The sequence below is a fragment of the Isoptericola sp. NPDC057191 genome (assembly GCF_042670225.1).
In the GTDB taxonomy this organism is placed as follows: Bacteria; Actinomycetota; Actinomycetes; order Actinomycetales; family Cellulomonadaceae; genus Isoptericola.
The window spans coordinates 21336-37784 of record NZ_JBHUWC010000006.1; the positions used below are offsets into that span (position 1 = coordinate 21336).

Annotated in this window: 17 protein-coding genes; 9 read left to right on the top strand and 8 right to left on the bottom strand. The window is 72.8% G+C overall.

Annotated features, from left to right (window positions below; genetic code table 11):
- Positions 1 to 72 precede the first annotated feature (72 nt).
- Complete coding sequence (locus ACFT55_RS02210; protein ID WP_380241050.1) at positions 73 to 1113, top strand: beta family protein; 1041 nt, start codon at positions 73 to 75, stop codon at positions 1111 to 1113.
- On the opposite strand, the gene ACFT55_RS02215 is transcribed toward ACFT55_RS02210, so the two are convergent.
- Positions 1079 to 1645: a sce7726 family protein gene (locus tag ACFT55_RS02215; RefSeq protein ID WP_380241052.1), complete on the bottom strand. Its 567-nt coding sequence runs from the start codon at positions 1643 to 1645 to the stop codon at positions 1079 to 1081. The genes ACFT55_RS02210 and ACFT55_RS02215 overlap by 35 nt on opposite strands.
- 463 nt (positions 1646 to 2108) lie before the next feature.
- On the opposite strand from ACFT55_RS02215, the gene ACFT55_RS02220 reads away from it, so the two are divergent.
- A complete protein-coding gene (locus tag ACFT55_RS02220) occupies positions 2109 to 2750 on the top strand; it encodes a hypothetical protein (RefSeq protein WP_380241054.1) in 642 nt (213 codons plus the stop codon).
- 58 nt (positions 2751 to 2808) lie between these two features.
- Here ACFT55_RS02220 and ACFT55_RS02225 read toward each other — a convergent pair whose 3' ends face one another.
- Positions 2809 to 3102: a hypothetical protein gene (locus ACFT55_RS02225; RefSeq protein WP_380241056.1), complete on the bottom strand. Its 294-nt coding sequence runs from the start codon at positions 3100 to 3102 to the stop codon at positions 2809 to 2811.
- Between the two features lie 153 nt (positions 3103 to 3255).
- Between ACFT55_RS02225 and ACFT55_RS02230 the strand changes: the two genes are divergently transcribed.
- From ACFT55_RS02230 to ACFT55_RS02245, 4 genes are read left to right on the top strand one after another with little or no spacing between them, the layout of a single operon-like run.
- On the top strand, positions 3256 to 4170 hold the full coding sequence (locus ACFT55_RS02230) for an ABC transporter ATP-binding protein (protein WP_380241058.1): 915 nt from the start codon (positions 3256 to 3258) through the stop codon (positions 4168 to 4170).
- Complete coding sequence (locus tag ACFT55_RS02235; RefSeq protein WP_380241061.1) at positions 4157 to 5059, top strand: ABC transporter permease; 903 nt, start codon at positions 4157 to 4159, stop codon at positions 5057 to 5059. Before ACFT55_RS02230 ends, ACFT55_RS02235 begins: the two co-directional genes overlap by 14 nt.
- Positions 5059 to 6009: an ABC transporter ATP-binding protein gene (locus ACFT55_RS02240; RefSeq protein ID WP_380241063.1), complete on the top strand. Its 951-nt coding sequence runs from the start codon at positions 5059 to 5061 to the stop codon at positions 6007 to 6009. Before ACFT55_RS02235 ends, ACFT55_RS02240 begins: the two co-directional genes overlap by 1 nt.
- Positions 6006 to 6719: an ABC transporter permease gene (locus ACFT55_RS02245; RefSeq protein WP_380241065.1), complete on the top strand. Its 714-nt coding sequence runs from the start codon at positions 6006 to 6008 to the stop codon at positions 6717 to 6719. Before ACFT55_RS02240 ends, ACFT55_RS02245 begins: the two co-directional genes overlap by 4 nt.
- Before the next feature lie 3 nt (positions 6720 to 6722).
- Here the strand turns inward: ACFT55_RS02245 and ACFT55_RS02250 are convergent, their stop codons facing one another.
- The 3 genes from ACFT55_RS02250 to glnA form a co-directional block, all read right to left on the bottom strand.
- A complete protein-coding gene (locus ACFT55_RS02250; protein WP_380241068.1) occupies positions 6723 to 7751 on the bottom strand; it encodes a DUF808 domain-containing protein in 1029 nt (342 codons plus the stop codon).
- Between the two features lie 132 nt (positions 7752 to 7883).
- Positions 7884 to 11060, bottom strand: a complete 3177-nt coding sequence (locus tag ACFT55_RS02255; RefSeq protein ID WP_380241070.1) for a bifunctional [glutamine synthetase] adenylyltransferase/[glutamine synthetase]-adenylyl-L-tyrosine phosphorylase — start codon at positions 11058 to 11060, stop codon at positions 7884 to 7886.
- The gene (glnA, locus tag ACFT55_RS02260; protein WP_380241072.1) at positions 11057 to 12394 is read right to left on the bottom strand and encodes a type I glutamate--ammonia ligase; all 1338 of its coding nucleotides are present in this window, start codon (positions 12392 to 12394) and stop codon (positions 11057 to 11059) included. Before glnA ends, ACFT55_RS02255 begins: the two co-directional genes overlap by 4 nt.
- A 118-nt stretch (positions 12395 to 12512) precedes the next feature.
- Here glnA and panB point away from each other — a divergent pair, with 118 nt between their 5' ends.
- On the top strand, positions 12513 to 13382 hold the full coding sequence (panB, locus tag ACFT55_RS02265; RefSeq protein WP_380241075.1) for a 3-methyl-2-oxobutanoate hydroxymethyltransferase: 870 nt from the start codon (positions 12513 to 12515) through the stop codon (positions 13380 to 13382).
- 51 nt (positions 13383 to 13433) lie between these two features.
- Positions 13434 to 14045 (top strand): LysE family translocator, encoded by a 612-nt coding sequence (locus ACFT55_RS02270; protein ID WP_380241077.1) that lies wholly within the window; start codon positions 13434 to 13436, stop codon positions 14043 to 14045.
- 64 nt (positions 14046 to 14109) lie between these two features.
- Here ACFT55_RS02270 and ACFT55_RS02275 read toward each other — a convergent pair whose 3' ends face one another.
- Together ACFT55_RS02275 and ACFT55_RS02280 are read right to left on the bottom strand one after the other, a co-directional pair.
- Positions 14110 to 14970 carry an alpha/beta fold hydrolase gene (locus ACFT55_RS02275; RefSeq protein WP_380241079.1) on the bottom strand — a complete coding sequence of 287 codons (861 nt, stop codon included), beginning with the start codon at positions 14968 to 14970 and terminating at the stop codon, positions 14110 to 14112.
- 41 nt (positions 14971 to 15011) lie between these two features.
- Complete coding sequence (locus tag ACFT55_RS02280) at positions 15012 to 15209, bottom strand: SPOR domain-containing protein (protein ID WP_380241081.1); 198 nt, start codon at positions 15207 to 15209, stop codon at positions 15012 to 15014.
- A gap of 28 nt (positions 15210 to 15237) precedes the next feature.
- Here ACFT55_RS02280 and ppgK point away from each other — a divergent pair, with 28 nt between their 5' ends.
- Positions 15238 to 16005, top strand: a complete 768-nt coding sequence (gene ppgK, locus ACFT55_RS02285; RefSeq protein ID WP_380241083.1) for a polyphosphate--glucose phosphotransferase — start codon at positions 15238 to 15240, stop codon at positions 16003 to 16005.
- Positions 16006 to 16010: 5 nt separating this feature from the next.
- Here ppgK and ACFT55_RS02290 read toward each other — a convergent pair whose 3' ends face one another.
- Positions 16011 to 16397: an STAS domain-containing protein gene (locus ACFT55_RS02290; protein ID WP_380241085.1), complete on the bottom strand. Its 387-nt coding sequence runs from the start codon at positions 16395 to 16397 to the stop codon at positions 16011 to 16013.
- Positions 16398 to 16449 lie beyond the last annotated feature (52 nt).

Below are 16449 nucleotides of genomic sequence, written 5' to 3' on the forward strand. Positions count from 1 at the left end.
TTGGCCTGCCGAAACGCTACAACTCGACGGCTATAACTGGTGGGCCTAGCGTCTCGCGACCGGAGGACACCGATGCCCACCCGCCCGACCTATTTTCCTGCCCTCAAGACCAAGCAGGGCGAACTCACCGCGCTGGAACACGTTCCTGACGAGCAGAGGACGAACACTGTTCCAATCCTCGACCTCGACTATGAGGAGGGCGAGGCTCTGGGAGGGCGGACGACGTCCAAGCTGACGACCATTCTCGAACGCGCATGGGCCGGCGGACGGCTTGTCCTCGACGCGACAGCAGCGGACGCCAGCACCGATGGCACGGACCAGTACCGGACGCTCCTGGAGAAGCTCCGCCCCACGGACGTCGCGGTAGTGCCTGCCGCGAGCGTTGCATCGTCCGCGGATTTCCTCGCCATGCTCGGCGACACCCACCGAACCGACAACAACGGCGTGTGCATCCGCCTGACGAGTGAGGAGCTCGCGGCCGGGGTGGCCGCGGATCTCGATACCACGCTCGGCCGCCTGGGCCTCCAGCCCGAGGACGTCGACCTCGTGATCGACTTCGGCCAGACCGACGAGGTCAGCATGTCGTTGCACGCTGCCATCCTCCGGCTCGCCCTCCCGTCCGTGCCCTACCTCGACCGCTGGCGGCACCTCGTGGTCCTCAGCGGAGCGTTCCCGGCCAGCCTTTCGAACCCCCGCAAGACCGTCTCCATCGTTCGTGCGGACAGCGGGCTGTGGAGACAGGTCACCTCGGACCGCACAATCGCACGGGTTCTCGATTACGGCGACTACGGCGTCACCCACCCGGCGGCGGCCGCCCCGACGGGCGGGTTCCGCTCGGCGCCCAACGTGCGCTATACGCAGGACGATGTCTGGACCACCATGAAGTGGACGCTCCGTCCCGACGAGGGACACGACGGCATGTACGACGTGGCGCGCACGCTCCGCGACGCGGGCGTCTTCGACGCCCCGTCCTTCTCCTGGGGTGACGCCGAACTCCACAGGCGAGCTGACCGCGATGGTGGGCCCGGGGGCGGCGCTCAGTGGAAGGCCTGGTCAACCTCGCATCACCTCGCGAAGGTCAACGCGCGTCTCTCCAGCCTGGGCGAGCCTTAAGCCTTCCGCGTACCACGTCGCGTAGTTCGTCAACCTGCACAACATCGGCGAGCCGCTGCCAGACCTGCCACCGCGGCTTAGTTCTGACTCCCCGATCAGCCCCCCGCTGGCTCAACTCCTCCAGCGCTTCATCCCGCCAGAGGAGTTGAGCCAGCGCCATGGGATCGACGTCGTCGTTCCGAGTTCCCATGCGCTCTAGCTCGACGCTCGTAGTCATATCCGTCTCGCGCGCGACGTAGATCCCCCACCAGTCGGGCAGCATCGCAACCGCGCTCTTCCGGTGGTTCTCCGCCACAACGAGCGTGGCGTGGTCCAGGACGCGCGAGTAGACCGCTACCTGATTCGGCAAGCGACGCAGGTTGTCCCGTGCGCTCTTGAGCTCGAAGCCCGAGAGCGCCCCGTTCACGACCGCGACATCGACTCGCACCTGCCCGCAGAGGCCCAGTTCGTCCACGATCAGCGTGTCAGCGTCGCCGCCGTGCTCTTCATCGAGCCGCGCGCGCAGCGCCGTCCGCACATCAAGGTCACGCATGCGGCCACGCTAGTCCACCGAGGACCAGGGGCACCGCAAGAGGGCGCGACGCGACGGGTGGACTTCAACACGCTCGGCCCGCCCTCCGAGGCGCCCGGCCACCTGGCGTTCGCAAGCCGCATGTGCGCAAGAGAGTCTGCCCGCGCCTGTCCGATTTCCGCTAGCCACCAGGTCCGAGTGGACATGCGGGTGGACATATCCCGGAACCAATGACCGTTGGGCACAGTCGCTCACCATCCGTCAAACAGACTGGTCAGGCAGCATTTCGCAGGTCAGCGACCCCACCCCGACAGTTCGAGCTGTACTACGACATCTGATCGGCTGCCCTGGTAGTGCTGGCTGACGTCGTCGGAACGGCGGCTGACCTGTTCGCGCCTAGCGCGTACACGTCGGCCGCCGTTCTGCTTGTCCCACAACCGAGGTGCTCGGCCGTTGCGCGGAAGGCAGGCGCTAACCTCCGGGAATGACAACGGCCGGAGGCGGGGACCGCCTGACCATCGCTGCGGCAGTTGTCGGAGCAGCCGCATGGGCCGCGACTCTTTCCGGGCGGCTCGCGATGGCTGTCGCTGCCGATGGCAGCGCCCCGACGCCAGTCGTGTGGCTGGCATGGCCCCGCGGTGACGCCAGGCTGCTCCGGTGGTATGCCGGTGCCGCCGCCGTCGTCCTGACCGCGATCGTCGTAGCCCGCATCGCGCGACGGCGCTGGGCTGCCGTCGCCACGGCAATCGTCGCCGTCGCCCTGGTCATCCCGGCCTCGTCCGTCCCGTATCCCGGCGCCGCGGCGACGTTCGATCTGATGCGCGCGAGCCTGGCTGCCGTCCCGATCGATCCTGCCGTGGAGAGCGCCGCACCAGAGCGGCACCTGTCACTGCCGGACAACCTGTCGGCCGCCTCGGTCGACGGAACCGTCGACGTCGACACGACGGGATCGGTGTTCGTCCCGCAGTGGACCGCACTCATCGACGATGCCGGAGGATTCTGGTTCGCCCCCGCAGGCTCTCCTCAGGGTCGCGACATGAGGGGAATGAGCTGCGCGGATCCGATTCGTGTCGCGGCGCAGTGGTGGGCATGCGGGATGCAGATCGAACCCGGACCACACTGGTGAACCTGTGCACGTCACCCCGGCCACGGACTCGGCGTCGGAGCCGTACCTAGCTCGCCGCTCACCGACGCGTCACGGCGCCCGCCCACAGCCACACGAAGCCCTCACGGCCGTGGCCGTCCACGTAGCGCACGTGCACCTGGCTGTCCGTCCACGCGGTCGCCTCGCCGTCGACGAGCTGCTCGCCGGACTGACGTGACGTGATCCACGCCCGCACGGGGATGCCGCGGTCCGGCCGCGTGACGTGCGCACCCTGGCGGGACTTGCCCGGCGCGCCCTCGGCCGCGTCGCGCAGCGGCACGCGGTCGACCGCACCCGACGGCCGCCCGCTCGGCCGCCCCTCCCTCTGTCCCACGCCACAAGGATAGCCGGGTCTCGAACATGCGTTCGAACAATGGCCGGTGGCGCACCCGAGCCGCCCGCGGACGTGAGGGTTCACCCTGAATTCCCCCTGAACGGCGGCGTCGAGGGGTTCCCGCGGCTGACCTGCGGGGCTACGGTCGGGCTCGTGCCAGTCATCACCACCGATGAGCTCACCAAGCGGTACCCGCGGGTCACGGCGCTCGACCGGCTGTCGATCGAGGTCGGGGACGGCGTCACCGGCCTCGTCGGCGCCAACGGGGCGGGCAAGTCGACACTGATCAAGATCCTCCTGGGCCTCGCCGCGCCGACGTCCGGCACGGCGACCGTCCTCGGGCACGACATCCGCGCAGACGGCGCCGCGCTCCGCTCGCGGGTCGGGTACATGCCCGAGCACGACTGCCTGCCGAGCGACGTGTCGGCCACCGAGATCGTGGTCCACCTCGCCCGCGTGTCAGGGCTCCCCGCGGACGCAGCCCGCGAGCGCGCGGCGGACACGCTGCGGCACGTCGGGCTGTACGAGGAGCGCTATCGCCCGGTCGGCGGGTACTCCACCGGGATGAAGCAGCGCGTGAAGCTCGCGCAGGCCCTGGTGCACGACCCGGACGTCGTCTTCCTCGACGAGCCCACCAACGGCCTCGACCCGGCCGGCCGCGACGAGATGCTCGACCTGGTCCGCCGCATCTACGACGAGTTCGGCATCTCCGTGCTCGTGACCTCGCACCTGCTCGGCGAGCTCGAACGCATCTGCGATCACGTGGTCGTGGTCGATGCGGGCGTGCTGCTGCGCTCGTCCACCGTCGCCGACTTCACCCGCGCCAGCGCGCAGCTCGCCGTCGAGGTGACCGCGGACGCCGACGACGCGGCGGCGGCGCTGACGGCCGCCGGGCTACGGGTCTCGCGCGAGGGCGCGCTGCTCCTCGTCGGGCTTGACGGCGACGCGACCTACGACGTGGTCCGTGACGTCGTCGCGGACCACGGGTACGGGCTGGTCCGGCTGACGCCGCGCCGCCACCACATCTCCGAGGTGTTCGACCAGGAGGTTGACGATGCCGCCGTCTGACCCGCCCGCCGGCGTCATCCATGACATCGGCTACCGCGAGTACCAGGGCCCGCGGCTCGGCCGACGCGGGATCACCCTCGGGCTCTACAGCCACACGCTGCGGGGCGTCTTCGGTCTGGGCCGCGCGCCGCGGTCGAAGGTCGTGCCCATGGGCCTGGTCACCCTGATGCTGCTGCCGGCCGTGATCATCGCCGTCGTCACCGTGGTCCTGGCCGGCCAGGGAGCGATCACCGGCCCGGTGCTGCCGTACACGCGATACGCGATGGTGACGCAGGCCGCCGTCGCCATCTTCCTTGCCGTGGCCGCGCCGCAGGCCGTGTCCCTCGACCTGCGGTTCCACACCCTGCCGCTGTACCTTGCGCGGCCGCTGGAACGGGTGGACTACGCACGCGCGAAGCTCTCGGCGGTCGCGACGGCGGTCTTCCTCCTCCTCGCGGCGCCGCTGCTGGTCATGTACCTCGGCGCGCTCGCCGCGGGCTTCGACGCCGGCCGGCAGACGGTCGACCTGCTCGAGGCGCTGGTCGGCGCCCTCCTGTTCGCGGCGATCCTCTCCGGCGTCGCGGTCCTCATCGCGTCGTGGACGGCGCGCCGCGGGTTCGGCGTGGCCGCCATCGTCACCGTCCTCGCTCTCACCTACGCCGTCGTCACCAGCCTCCAGGCCCTGGTGGCGTTCGACGCCGACGACCCGGCCACCGCCGGGTGGATCGGCCTGTTCTCGCCGATGACGCTCGTGGACGGCGTCCAGGTCTGGGCGTTCGGCGCCGAGCCGTCGTCCCCGGCCGGGCCGTCCGGCGGCGCCGCCGGCGTCGTCTTCCTCGCTGTCACCCTCGGGGTGATCGCGCTCTGCTACGCGGCGGTCGCCGCCCGATACCGGAGGGTGCGGCTCTGATGGCCACGCTGCGGATCGACGCCTGCTCCCGCTGGTTCGGCAACGTCGTCGCCGTCAACGACGTCACGATGTCGGTGGGCCCGGGCATCACCGGGCTGCTCGGGCCCAACGGCGCCGGGAAGTCCACGCTGATCCACATGCTCGGCGGCTTCCTGCCGCCGTCGGCCGGATCAGTGACGCTCGACGGCGTGCCCACCTGGAAGAACCAGGAGATCTACCGCGCCCTCGGGATCGTCACCGAGCGGGAGGCGACGTACGACTTCCTCACGGGCCACCAGGTCGTACGCGCGAGCGCCGAGCTGCAGGGCCTGCCCGACCCGGGCGCGGCGACCGACCGTGCCCTCGTCACCGTCGACATGGCGGATGCCCAGGACCGCAAGGTGGGCGAGTACTCCAAAGGCATGAAGCAGCGCGTGAAGATGGCCGCCGCGCTGGTGCACGACCCGGCCGTGCTGCTCCTGGACGAGCCGTTCAACGGCATGGATCCCCGGCAACGCCTGCACCTCATCGGGCTGCTGCGCACCATGGGCGACGAGGGCCGCACCGTGCTGTTCAGCTCGCACATCCTCGAGGAGGTCGAGCAGCTGGCGCACCAGATCGAGGTCGTCGTCTCGGGCCGCCACGCGGCGTCCGGCGACTACCGCGAGATCCGCCGGCTCATGACCGACCGGCCCCACCGCTACACCATCTCCTCGAGCGACGACCGTACGCTCGCCTCCGCCCTGGTGGCCGACGGCTCGACCGCAGGGGTCAGCCTCGACGGTGGCGGGCTGCGGGTGCAGGCGAGCGAGTTCCTGCGGTTCGCCGCGCTCCTGCCCCGCGTCGCGCGCGACGCTGGTGTCCGCCTGTACGAGGTCGCTCCCGCCGACGAGTCGCTGGAGAGCGTGTTCTCCTACCTCGTGGACAGCTCGTCCCGCACCACCTCGACTGCACGGAGGGACCCGTCGTGAACGGCACCGTCGTCCGCCTGACCGCCCGCGGGATGCTGGGCGGCCGACGCGTGTGGCTGCTCGCGGCCCTCGCTTTGCTCATGGTCGGCATCGCCGTCCTCGCGCGCGTCCTGGTCCCCGTCACCGAGGCCCAGGCGGCGACCCTGCTCCAGGGCGTGACCTTCGGGACGTTCCTGCCGCTGTTCGGTCTCGTCGTCGGCACCGGCGCGATCGCCCCCGAGATCGACGACGGCTCGATCGTGCACCTGCTGGCGAAGCCGGTCTCCCGGCACACGATCGTCCAGAGCAAGCTCGCCGTGGCGCTCGGGGCGGTGCTCGCGTTCGCTGTGGTGCCGACCGTCGTCGCGACCTTCGTGCTCGGCCTCGGCCCGCGGGCCGCGCTCGCGTTCGGCCTGGGGGCGCTCGCTGCCGGCGCGGTGTACGCCGTGCTCTTCCTGCTCCTGTCGGTCCTCACCCGGCACGCGGTGATCATCGGCCTGGTGTACGCCCTGCTCTGGGAGAGCCTCGTGGGCAGCTTCGTACCCGGGGCGCGGAACCTCAGCGTGCAGCAGTGGGCCCTGTCGTTGACGGGGTCGATCGCACCACCCGGCCTGGTCTCGTCCGACGTCGGCACCGGCCTCGCGCTCGCCCTCGTGGTCGGCGGGTTCGCCGCCGCGACCTGGTACGCCGGGCACCGTCTCCGGCTGCTCACCCTCGCGTCCGCCGAGTGACCCTCAGCGGGTCCGGTCGTCGCCCTCCGGCGCGTCGTGGCCCGCGGCGTGCTCGGTGTCCGTCGCCGGCGCAGCGTCGTGCCCCTCGTCGTGCCCGTCGTCGTGCGACTTGCCGAACGGCAGCACGTGCATCACCGCGACGACGACGGCCCCGACGATGACGCCGACGAGGGCGGAGAAGAACGTGTTGACCAGCCAGCCGAGGAACCCGCCGATGCCGGGCACCGCGTGCGCGACGGCCTCCTCGAGGTGGTGGACGAACTCGTAGGGCGCGTGCCAGCCGAGTTCGTCGGTGCCGGTCAGGAGGATGTGACCACCCACCCACAGCATCGCCACGGTGCCGACGACGGAGATGACGGCGAGGACCTTGGGCATCCCCGCCACCAGTGCGCGGCCCACCCGCTGGCTGGTGCGGGAGTCGCGGCCCGCGAGCGCGAGCCCCATGTCGTCCATCTTCACGATGAGGCCGACGACGCCGTAGACCACGACGGTGATCACGAGCGCGACGACGAGCAGGATCACGAGCCGGGAGAAGAACGGCTCGTGCGCCACCTCGTTGAGGGCGATCACCATGATCTCGGCGGACAGGATGAGGTCGGTGCGGACGGCGCCGGCGACGAGCGTCTTCTCGGCCTCCGGCCCGACGGTCGCGGCGGGTGCGTCGTGGCCCTCGTGCCCGCGCAGGCGGCCCCAGATCTTCTCGGCACCCTCGAACGCGAGGTACGTGCCGCCCACCATGAGGATGGGTGTGAGCAGCCACGGAGCCCACTGGCTGAGGATCAGCGCCACCGGGAGGATGTAGAACACCTTGTTCCGGATCGAGCCCCAGGCGATCTTCTTGACGATGGGGATCTCGCGGCTCGCGGCGACGCCGTGCACGTACTGCGGCGTCACGGCCGTGTCGTCGACGACGACGCCCGCAGCCTTCGCCGTCGCCTTCGCGGCCGCGGCTCCGACGTCGTCCAACGATGCGGCGGCGAGCTTCGCGATCGCGGCGACGTCGTCGAGCAGTCCGAGCAGTCCGGCGCTCACGCGGCCGCCCCCACCCGGTGCTGGCGGGCGGGCGATGCGCCCACGGGCGGCTTCGAAGGCTGGTTCATGGACCTATCGTGCCGTACCTGCGGACCTCCACAGGTCCCCTGTCCGGACCGGTGCGCGCGCAGGTCACACCTCGCCGTAGAAGACGCGCTCCACGACGGCGCGGGCGCGCCGCGCGGTGCGCAGGTACAGCTCTTCGAGCTCGCCACCCGTGCCGACGTCCCCGAGCAGTCCGGCCACTCCGGTGAGGTCCCGGGAGTCGTGCGGCAGCTGGTCGACCTGGGTGCCGGTGGTGCGTCCGGACCACAGCACGACGGCGGACCGCAGGCGCGAGGCCAGCACCCAGGCGTCGCGCAGCTGTGCCGCGTCGTCGATGTCGAGCAGGCCGGCCTGCGCCGCCGCGTCGAGGGCCGCCACCGTGCCGGTGGTGCGCAGACCGGGCACGCTCGCAGCGTGCTGGAGCTGGAGCAGCTGGGCGGTCCACTCCACGTCGGCGACCCCGCCCCGGCCGAGCTTGAGGTGCCGCGCCGGGTCGGCGCCGCGGGGCAGGCGCTCCGCCTCGACGCGCGCCTTGATGCGCCGCACCTCGCGCAGGCGGGCGTCGTCGAGCCCGCCGTCCGGGTAGCGCAGCGGGTCGACCATCGCCTCGAACCGAGGCCCGAGTGCGTCCGAGCCGGAGACGTCGCCCGCCACGGGGCGCGCGCGCAGCAACGCCTGCGCCTCCCAGACGCTGGACCAGCGACCGTAGTACTCGGCGTAGGACGCGAGGGTGCGCACCAGGGGCCCCTGTCGGCCCTCTGGCCGGAGGTCGGCATCGACGGGGAGCGCGGGCTCCGGCCCCACCTCGGACAGCAGCGCCCGCAGCCGCGTGGCCACCCGTGCCGCGAAGTCCTGGGCGAGCTTCGGCTCGGCGTCGGGTTGCGGGTCGTGCACGAACATCACGTCGGCGTCGGATCCGTACCCCATCTCCCGCCCGCCCAGGCGTCCCATCGCGACGACGAGGAGCCGCGTCGGGTTGGCGTCGGGCGAGGCCCCCAGGCCGAGCTCCGCCCGGGCGGTGTGCTCGGCGACCCGCAGGCCCCCGACCAGCACGACGTCGGCGGCGTCGGAGATCGCCGCCGCGGCGTCGACGGGCTGCAGCAGCCCGAGCACCTCCGCCGCACCGGTGCGGGCCAGCTCCCGGCGGCGCAGGGCGCGCAGCCGTTGCGCCGCGGGCTGCGGTTCGTCGGCCCGCGTGAGGAGCGCGTCCACCTCGGCGGCCAGCCGCTGCGGCCCCCGCGGCTCCAGGCCGGAGGTGTCCGCCAGCCAGCGCACCGACTCCGGCGACCGCGCCAGCGCGTCGGCGAGGTAGGTGGACGACGCCAGGAGCTGGGTGAGGTGGTAGGCGGCGTTCTCGGAGTCGCGCAGGAGACGCAGGTACCAGGGCGTGGTGCCGAGCTCCTCGGAGAGCTTGCGGAACGCCAGCAGGCCCGCGTCGGGATCGGCACCCTCCGCGAACCAGCCCAGCAGCACGGGCAGCAGCTGGCGCTGCAGCGCCGCCCGCCGCGACGTGCCGGAGGTGAGCGCCAGCACGTGCCGCATCGCGCCGTCCGGGTCGCGGTACCCCACGGCCGCGAAGCGTTCGCGCGCCACGTCGGGCGACAGCGACAGCTCGGCGTCAGACAGCTGGGCTGACGCCGGAAGCAACGGCCGGTAGAAGACCTCCTCGTGCAGGGCGCGCACCTCGCGACGCGTCGCGCGCCACCGCTCCAGCAGCCCCGCCGCGCCCTCGGAGCGCATGTTCAGCGACCGGGCGAGGCGGCGCAGGTCTTCCTCGGCGGTGGGCAGCAGGTGCGTGCGCCGCAGCCGGAACAGCTGCACCCGGTGCTCCAGCGCCCGCAGGAACCGGTAGCAGACCGCCATCCGGGCCGCGTGCTCCCGCCCGACGTACCCCCCGGCCGCGAGCGCCGCCAGCGCGGCCAGCGTGTGCGGCGAGCGGATCTGCGGGTCGGCGCGGCCGTGCACCAGCTGGAGCAGCTGGACGGTGAACTCGACGTCGCGCAGCCCGCCCTTGCCGAGCTTGATCTGCCGGTCCGCCTCCGCGGCGGGCACGTGCGCCTCGACGCGGCGCCGCATCGCGCGGGCGTCCTCGACGAAGTGCTCGCGGTGCACGGCCGACCAGATGAACGGGTCCACCGCGGCGCGGTAGTCGCGGCCCAGGGTCGTGTCGCCGGCGATCGGCCGCGCCTTGAGGAGCGCCTGGAACTCCCAGGTCTCGGCCCACCGCTCGTAATACGCGACGTGGCTCGCGAGCGTGCGCACCAGGGGGCCCTGGGCGCCCTCGGGTCGCAGCGCGGCGTCGACGGGCCACAGGGCCGGCTCCGCGGACGGCGCGGAGCACACGCGCTGCAGGCGCGTGGCCAGGCGGGTGCCGACGGCGAGCGCCGTCTCCTCGTCGAGGGTGCCGCCGCCGGGCAGCTCGCCCGGCTCGCACACGTAGACGACGTCGACGTCGGAGACGTAGTTGAGCTCGCGGCCGCCGGTCTTGCCCATGCCGATCACGGCGAGCCGGACGCCGCGGCCGTGGTCGTCGAGGTCGGCTCGTGCGACGGCAAGCGCCGCCTCGAGCGCGGCGGAGGCGAGGTCGGCGAGGGCGGCGGCGACGACGGGCAGCCGGGTCAGCGGCTCGCCGGCGGTGAGGTCGTCGGCGGCGAGGGCGAGGAGGCGCTCGCGGTAGGCGCGCCGCAGCGCGTCAGTGGTGGTGGCCGCCCCGGCGTCGGGCCACGCGACGCCCGGTGCGCCGTCCGGGTCGGCCGCCACGGGCACGTCGGCCTCGGGGTCGGCGCCGACCGCGCGCAGGAGCGCCTCGCGCACGGCGACGGGGCCGGCGATGGTCCGCGGGCCGGGGTCGCCGTCGGCGGCGGGGCTCTCGCCGTCGCCGTCCGGGTCGCCGGTGGGACTGGCGGCGCCGTCGGGGACGGCGACGACGTCGAGGAGCTCCGGCCGACGGATCACCTCGTCGCCGAGGGCGGACGACGCACCGAGCACCGCGAGGAGGCGGGTCCGGCCGTGCGGCGACGGGGCGTCGAGCAGCTCGCCCAGACGCTCCCGCGCCGCGGGGGCCTCCACGAGACGGACGAGCTGCAGGAGGGCGAGGTCCGCGTCGGCGCACGCCCCCAGCACGGCCAGCAGGGCGTCCTCGCGGCCCGGCACGCCGAGCACCTCCTGCAGCGCGGCGTCCGCCCAGAGCGTCCCCGACCGCGTGAGGTCGGCGAACCCGGCGTGCAGCAGCCGGCCGGTGAGGGTCGAGCGCCGGGCGGTCACAGGAACTGCAGGAACCGGCGCAGCTCGTAGGGCGTGACCTGGGCGCGGTAGGCGTCCCACTCCTGCCGCTTGTTGCGCAGCACGAAGTCGAAGACGTGCTCGCCCAGCGTCTCGGCCACGAGCTCGGAACGTTCCATGAGCTCGATCGCCTCGTTCAGCGACTGCGGGAGCGGGGCGATGCCGAGCGCGCGGCGCTCCCGGTCGGTCAGCTCCCAGACGTCGTCGCCGGTGGCCTCCGGCAGCTCGTAGCCGTCCTCGATCCCCTTGAGGCCTGCGGCCAGGAGCACCGCGAACGCGAGGTAGGGGTTGGTGGCCGAGTCGAGGGCGCGGTACTCCACGCGGGCGGAGTTGCCCTTTCCCGGCTTGTACATCGGCACGCGCACGAGGGCGGAGCGGTTGTTGTGCCCCCAGCAGATGTAGCTCGGCGCCTCGGCGCCTCCCCACAGTCGCTTGTAGGAGTTCACGTACTGGTTCGTCACGGCCGTGATCTCGGCCGCGTGGACGAGGAGGCCGGCGATGAACTGGCGCGCCGTCTTCGAGAGCTCGAACTGTGCGCCCGGCTCGTGGAAGGCGTTGCGGTCGTCCTCGAACAGGGACAGGTGCGTGTGCATGCCCGAGCCCGGCTGGTCGACCATCGGCTTGGGCATGAACGACGCGAAGACGCCCTGCTCGAGCGCCACCTCCTTGACCACCGTGCGGAAGGTCATGAGGTTGTCCGCCGTGGTGAGCGCGTCCGCGTACCGGAGGTCGATCTCGTTCTGGCCGGGCCCCGCCTCGTGGTGGGAGAACTCCACCGAGATGCCCATGGACTCGAGCATCGTGATCGCGGCCCGGCGGAAGTCGTGCGTGCTGCCGCGCGCCAGGTGGTCGAAGTACCCGCCGTTGTCGACCGGGACGAGGGGCTCCTCCGGGGAGGAGACCTGGTTGAACAGGTAGAACTCGACCTCGGGGTGCGTGTAGAAGGTGAAGCCCCGGTCGCTCGCGCGTGCGAGCGCGCGCTTGAGCACGTTGCGCGAGTCCGCGAGCGACGGCTCCCCGTCCGGCGTGAGGATGTCGCAGAACATGCGGCCCGTGCCGTGCCGGTCACCGCGCCACGGCAGCACCTGGAACGTCGTCGGGTCGGGCTTGGCGATCATGTCCGCCTCGTAGACCCGCGTCAGCCCCTCGATGGAGCTGCCGTCGAACCCGATGCCCTCCGTGAACGCCTGCTCGAGCTCGGCCGGGGCGACCGCCACCGACTTCAGCACCCCGAGCACGTCGGTGAACCAGAGCCGGATGAAGCGGATGTCGCGCTCCTCGACCGTGCGGAGCACGAACTCCTGCTGCCTGTCCATGAACCCATCCTGCCCGAGAAGTGTTAACGGCGGATGTCGTGCGCCCCGGTCCGGGCCCGCGGAGCCCCGACCTCGGCGGATACCCGGTACCGCCGGTCGGAGGCATAGGCTGACCGCCATGTCGAACCCCGGTCACGACGCCGCCGCCGACGCCGCCGCGCCCTCCCCCGCCGCCGACCTGACCCGCCGCCGCCGCGTGCGGGTCCACCACCTGGCCGAGGCCAAGGAGCGCGGCGAGAAGCTCACGATGCTCACGGCGTACGACGCCGTCACGGCGCGGCTCTTCGACGCCGCGGGCCTGGACCTGCTCCTCGTCGGCGACTCGATCGGCAACACCATGCACGGGCACTCCACGACGCTGCCCGTCACGCTCGACGACATGATCCCGCCGGCCCGGGCCGTGGCCCGCGCGGCCGAGCACGCGCTCGTCGTCGTCGACCTGCCCTTCGGGTCGTACGAGGCGGGAGCCGAGCAGGCGCTCGCGTCCGCCGTGCGGATCATGAAGGAGACGGGCGCCGCGGCGGTCAAGCTCGAGGGCGGACGGCGCTCTGCCGCCCAGATCCGGGCGCTCACCGACGCCGGCATCCCCGTCGTCGGGCACCTCGGCTTCACGCCTCAGTCCGAGAACCTCCTCGGCGGCCCGCGCGTGCAGGGCCGGGGCGACGAGGCGGCCGAGGCGCTGTGCGAGGACGCGCTGGCCGTCCAGGAGGCGGGCGCCGTCGCTGTGGTGCTCGAGATGGTGCCGGTGGAGGTCGCGGCACGCGCCACCGAGATCCTGCGCATCCCGACCATCGGCATCGGCGCGGGGCCCCGTGTGGACGGGCAGGTCCTCGTCTGGACCGACATGGCGGGCATGACCGACTGGTCGCCGCGGTTCGCGCGCCGGTTCGCCGAGGTCGGCAACCTGCTGCGGCAGGCTGCCCAGGACTACGCCGACGAGGTCCGCAAGGGCAGCTTCCCCGACGCCGCGCACTCCTTCGAGCGCTAGTCCCGTCGGGGCGCGGTCGCCGACCGCGCGGCGGTACGTGATGCTGGCGTGATGAGCGGAGCCTTCCTGCTGGTGGTCGTGGCGGTGGTGGCCGTCCCCGGTGCCGACTTCGTGGTGACGCTGCGGAACACCGTCGTCAACGGCCGTGGCCGCGGCGTGGCGACGGCCCTCGGGATCGGGGCGGCCTCCCTGATCCAGGGCACGCTGGCGTCGATCGGCGTGGGTGCCCTGATCGTCCGGTCGCAGCCGCTGTTCACGGCGCTGCGGTGGGTCGGTCTCGCCTACCTCTGCTACCTGGGAGCGCAGGCGCTCTGGTCGGCCTGGCGCGGGGAGTACGGCCCGCCACCGGCAACCTCGCCGGCCAGGGGTCGCGTCCGGTCGTTCCGCGAGGGGTTCCTGACCAACATCACCAACCCCAAGATGCTCGTGTTCTACCTGTCCCTGCTGCCCCAGTTCGTCGGCGCCCACGCCGCCGTCGGGGCCTGGCTCGTGTATGCCTGGACGCTGCCGGCCATCGGGACCGCGTGGCTCCTCGTCGTCGTCCTCCTCGGGAGCGCGCTGCGAGAGAAGCTGCTCCAGCCGACGGTCCGCCGCATCACGGACGCCGTCTCCGGCCTGGCGCTGGTCGGGTTCGGGGCCAGGCTCGCCCTGCAACGCCCGTAGCACCTCCCCCGGGAGGCGGGGCGCACCGCCCGGAGCGCGAGGGCACCGGACAGGTGCGCGCGTCCTACGACGCGCCCCGCGGGTCGAGCATCGCGGCCGCGACCCGGCCGACGTCCCCCTCGGGGATCGCGGTCGACGCGTCCTCGAGGACCAGCAGGCGCGCTCCCGGGATCTCGCGGGCGAGCGCCTCCCCGTTGCCGACGGGGAAGAACGGGTCGCGGCGCCCGTGCACGACCAGGGCCGGGACCGCGATCTCGGCCAGGCGCGCGCGCCAGCGCGGCGCGCAGTCGAGCCGGGCGAAGACCGTGCCGAGCTGGTTGGCCAGGTGCACGGCGGGCGACGTCGCCGGCGTGCGGTCCCACACGCGCCCCGCGAGGGTGCGCGCGGCGTCGGGGTCGTCACCGAGGATCTCGGCGCCCCGGGCGGCGTGCTCCGCGACGGCCTCACGATCGGCCCAGTCCGGCATCGGCAGCGCGAAGGCCCGGCCCATCGTCGCCGCGTCGTGGTCGGGCAGGTCGTCGTCGACCGGGCCTGGCGCGACGGCGCGCGTGCCCACGAGGGTCAGCGCGGCGAACGCCTCCGGGTGATCGAGCACGGCGACCTGGGCGACCATCCCGCCGACGCCGATGCCCGCCAGGTGTGCGGGACGGTCGTCGAGCACCCGCGCCAGGGCTGCGGCGTCGGCGGCGAGGTCGCGCAACGTGTAGGCCGGGGCCTCAGGGTCGCGGGTGGTGGACGCGCCGGAGTCGCGCAGGTCGTAGCGCACCACGTGGCGCCCACCGCGCGCGAGGGCCTCGCACAGGGCGTCCGGCCAGGACAGCATCGTCGTGCCGCCCGCGCAGAGGAGCAGCGGCGCCGCCTCGTCGCCGAGGTGCTCCACGCCGAGCGTGACGCCGTTCGCCTCGACCGTCGCCGTCCGCGGCACGACCGCACCCCTGCCGGCGGGGTCCTCGCCGCGCCGCGAGGTCACTTGCCGCCGCGCCAGTCGGCGTCCTCCTCCTCCCACGTCTCGTTCCGGCGCTGCGCCGAGTCCAGGGCGTTGCGCGCGGCCTCTCGCGAGGGGTAAGGGCCCATGCGGTTGCTCCAGCTGGAGCGGTCGCGGCTCTCCTCGACCTCGCCTGTCTTGGTGTTGTACCAGTACTGCACCGGGCTTGTGTCGCTCATAGGACGATCCTGCATCAAGATGGGGCACATGGTGGAGGCAACGCAGCCGGTCGCGTTCGGCATCGACATCGGCGGGTCCGGGATCAAGGGGGCGCCGGTCGACCTCACGACCGGCGAGTTCGCCGCAGAACGACGTCGCATCCCGACGCCGGACAAGTCCACCCCGGACGCCGTGGCGAAGGTGCTCGCCGAGCTCGTGGACTCGTTCGAGCTGCCCCGGCACGTGCCGGTGGGTGTGGCGTTCCCCGCCCCGATGGACCACGGCGTCGTCCGGTTCATCGCCAACCTCGACCAGTCGTGGAAGGGCGTCGACCTGCCCGCTCTCGTGCGGGACGCCACGGGCCGCGAGGTGATGGCCGTCAACGACGCCGACGCCGCGGGCGTCGGCGAGCAGCGGTACGGCGCAGCCCAGGGGCGCGACGGCGTCGTCCTGGTCGTGACGCTGGGCACCGGCATCGGGTCGGCCCTGCTCGTGGACGGCGTGCTCGTGCCCAACACCGAGCTGGGCCACCTGGAGATCGACGGGCACGACGCCGAGTCCCGGGCGGCGGAGTCCGCCCGCGAGCGCGACGACCTCTCCTGGGAGCACTGGGCGCGACGGCTGCAGCGCTACTTCGAGACCGTCGAGATGCTGCTCTCCCCCGAGCTGATCGTCGTCGGCGGCGGCGTGAGCAAGCACCACGAGAAGTTCCTGCCGCTGCTCGACCTGCACGCCCCGATCATCCCGGCCACGCTGCGCAACCGGGCCGGCATCGTGGGGGCGGCAGCGCTCGCGGCGAGCGGCCGCGACCACTGAGGCGGTCAGCCCGCCAGGCTCTGCGGCGCCGTCGGCATCGGTGCCGTCGGCGTGCGGCCCCAGTCGACCGGCGTGTCCGGCGGCACGTCGAGGTCGAGCATCCGGAGCACGTCCAGCACGGCCGCCGGCGGCCGGTGCAGCGAGACCCGCAGGCCCTCGTCCCTGCCGATGCGGCAGAGCTGGACGAGGAAGGCCACGCCGGCAGAGTCGATGAAGGTCACCCGCGAGGTGTCGACCACCACGGGAAGGTCACGCTCGAAGGCCCGCGCGAGGGCCGCGCTCGCCTCGTTCCGCAGGGCGATGTCGATCTCGCCCCACATGTCCACCACGCTCACGTCGGTGCGCTCCACGAGGGCGATGCCCCCGGCCTGAGCCTCGTCGGTGAAAGTCACTGCCACACCTTCGTCCCACGTCCCACGTCCTGCGCGCCTCGGGCTCGAGCGC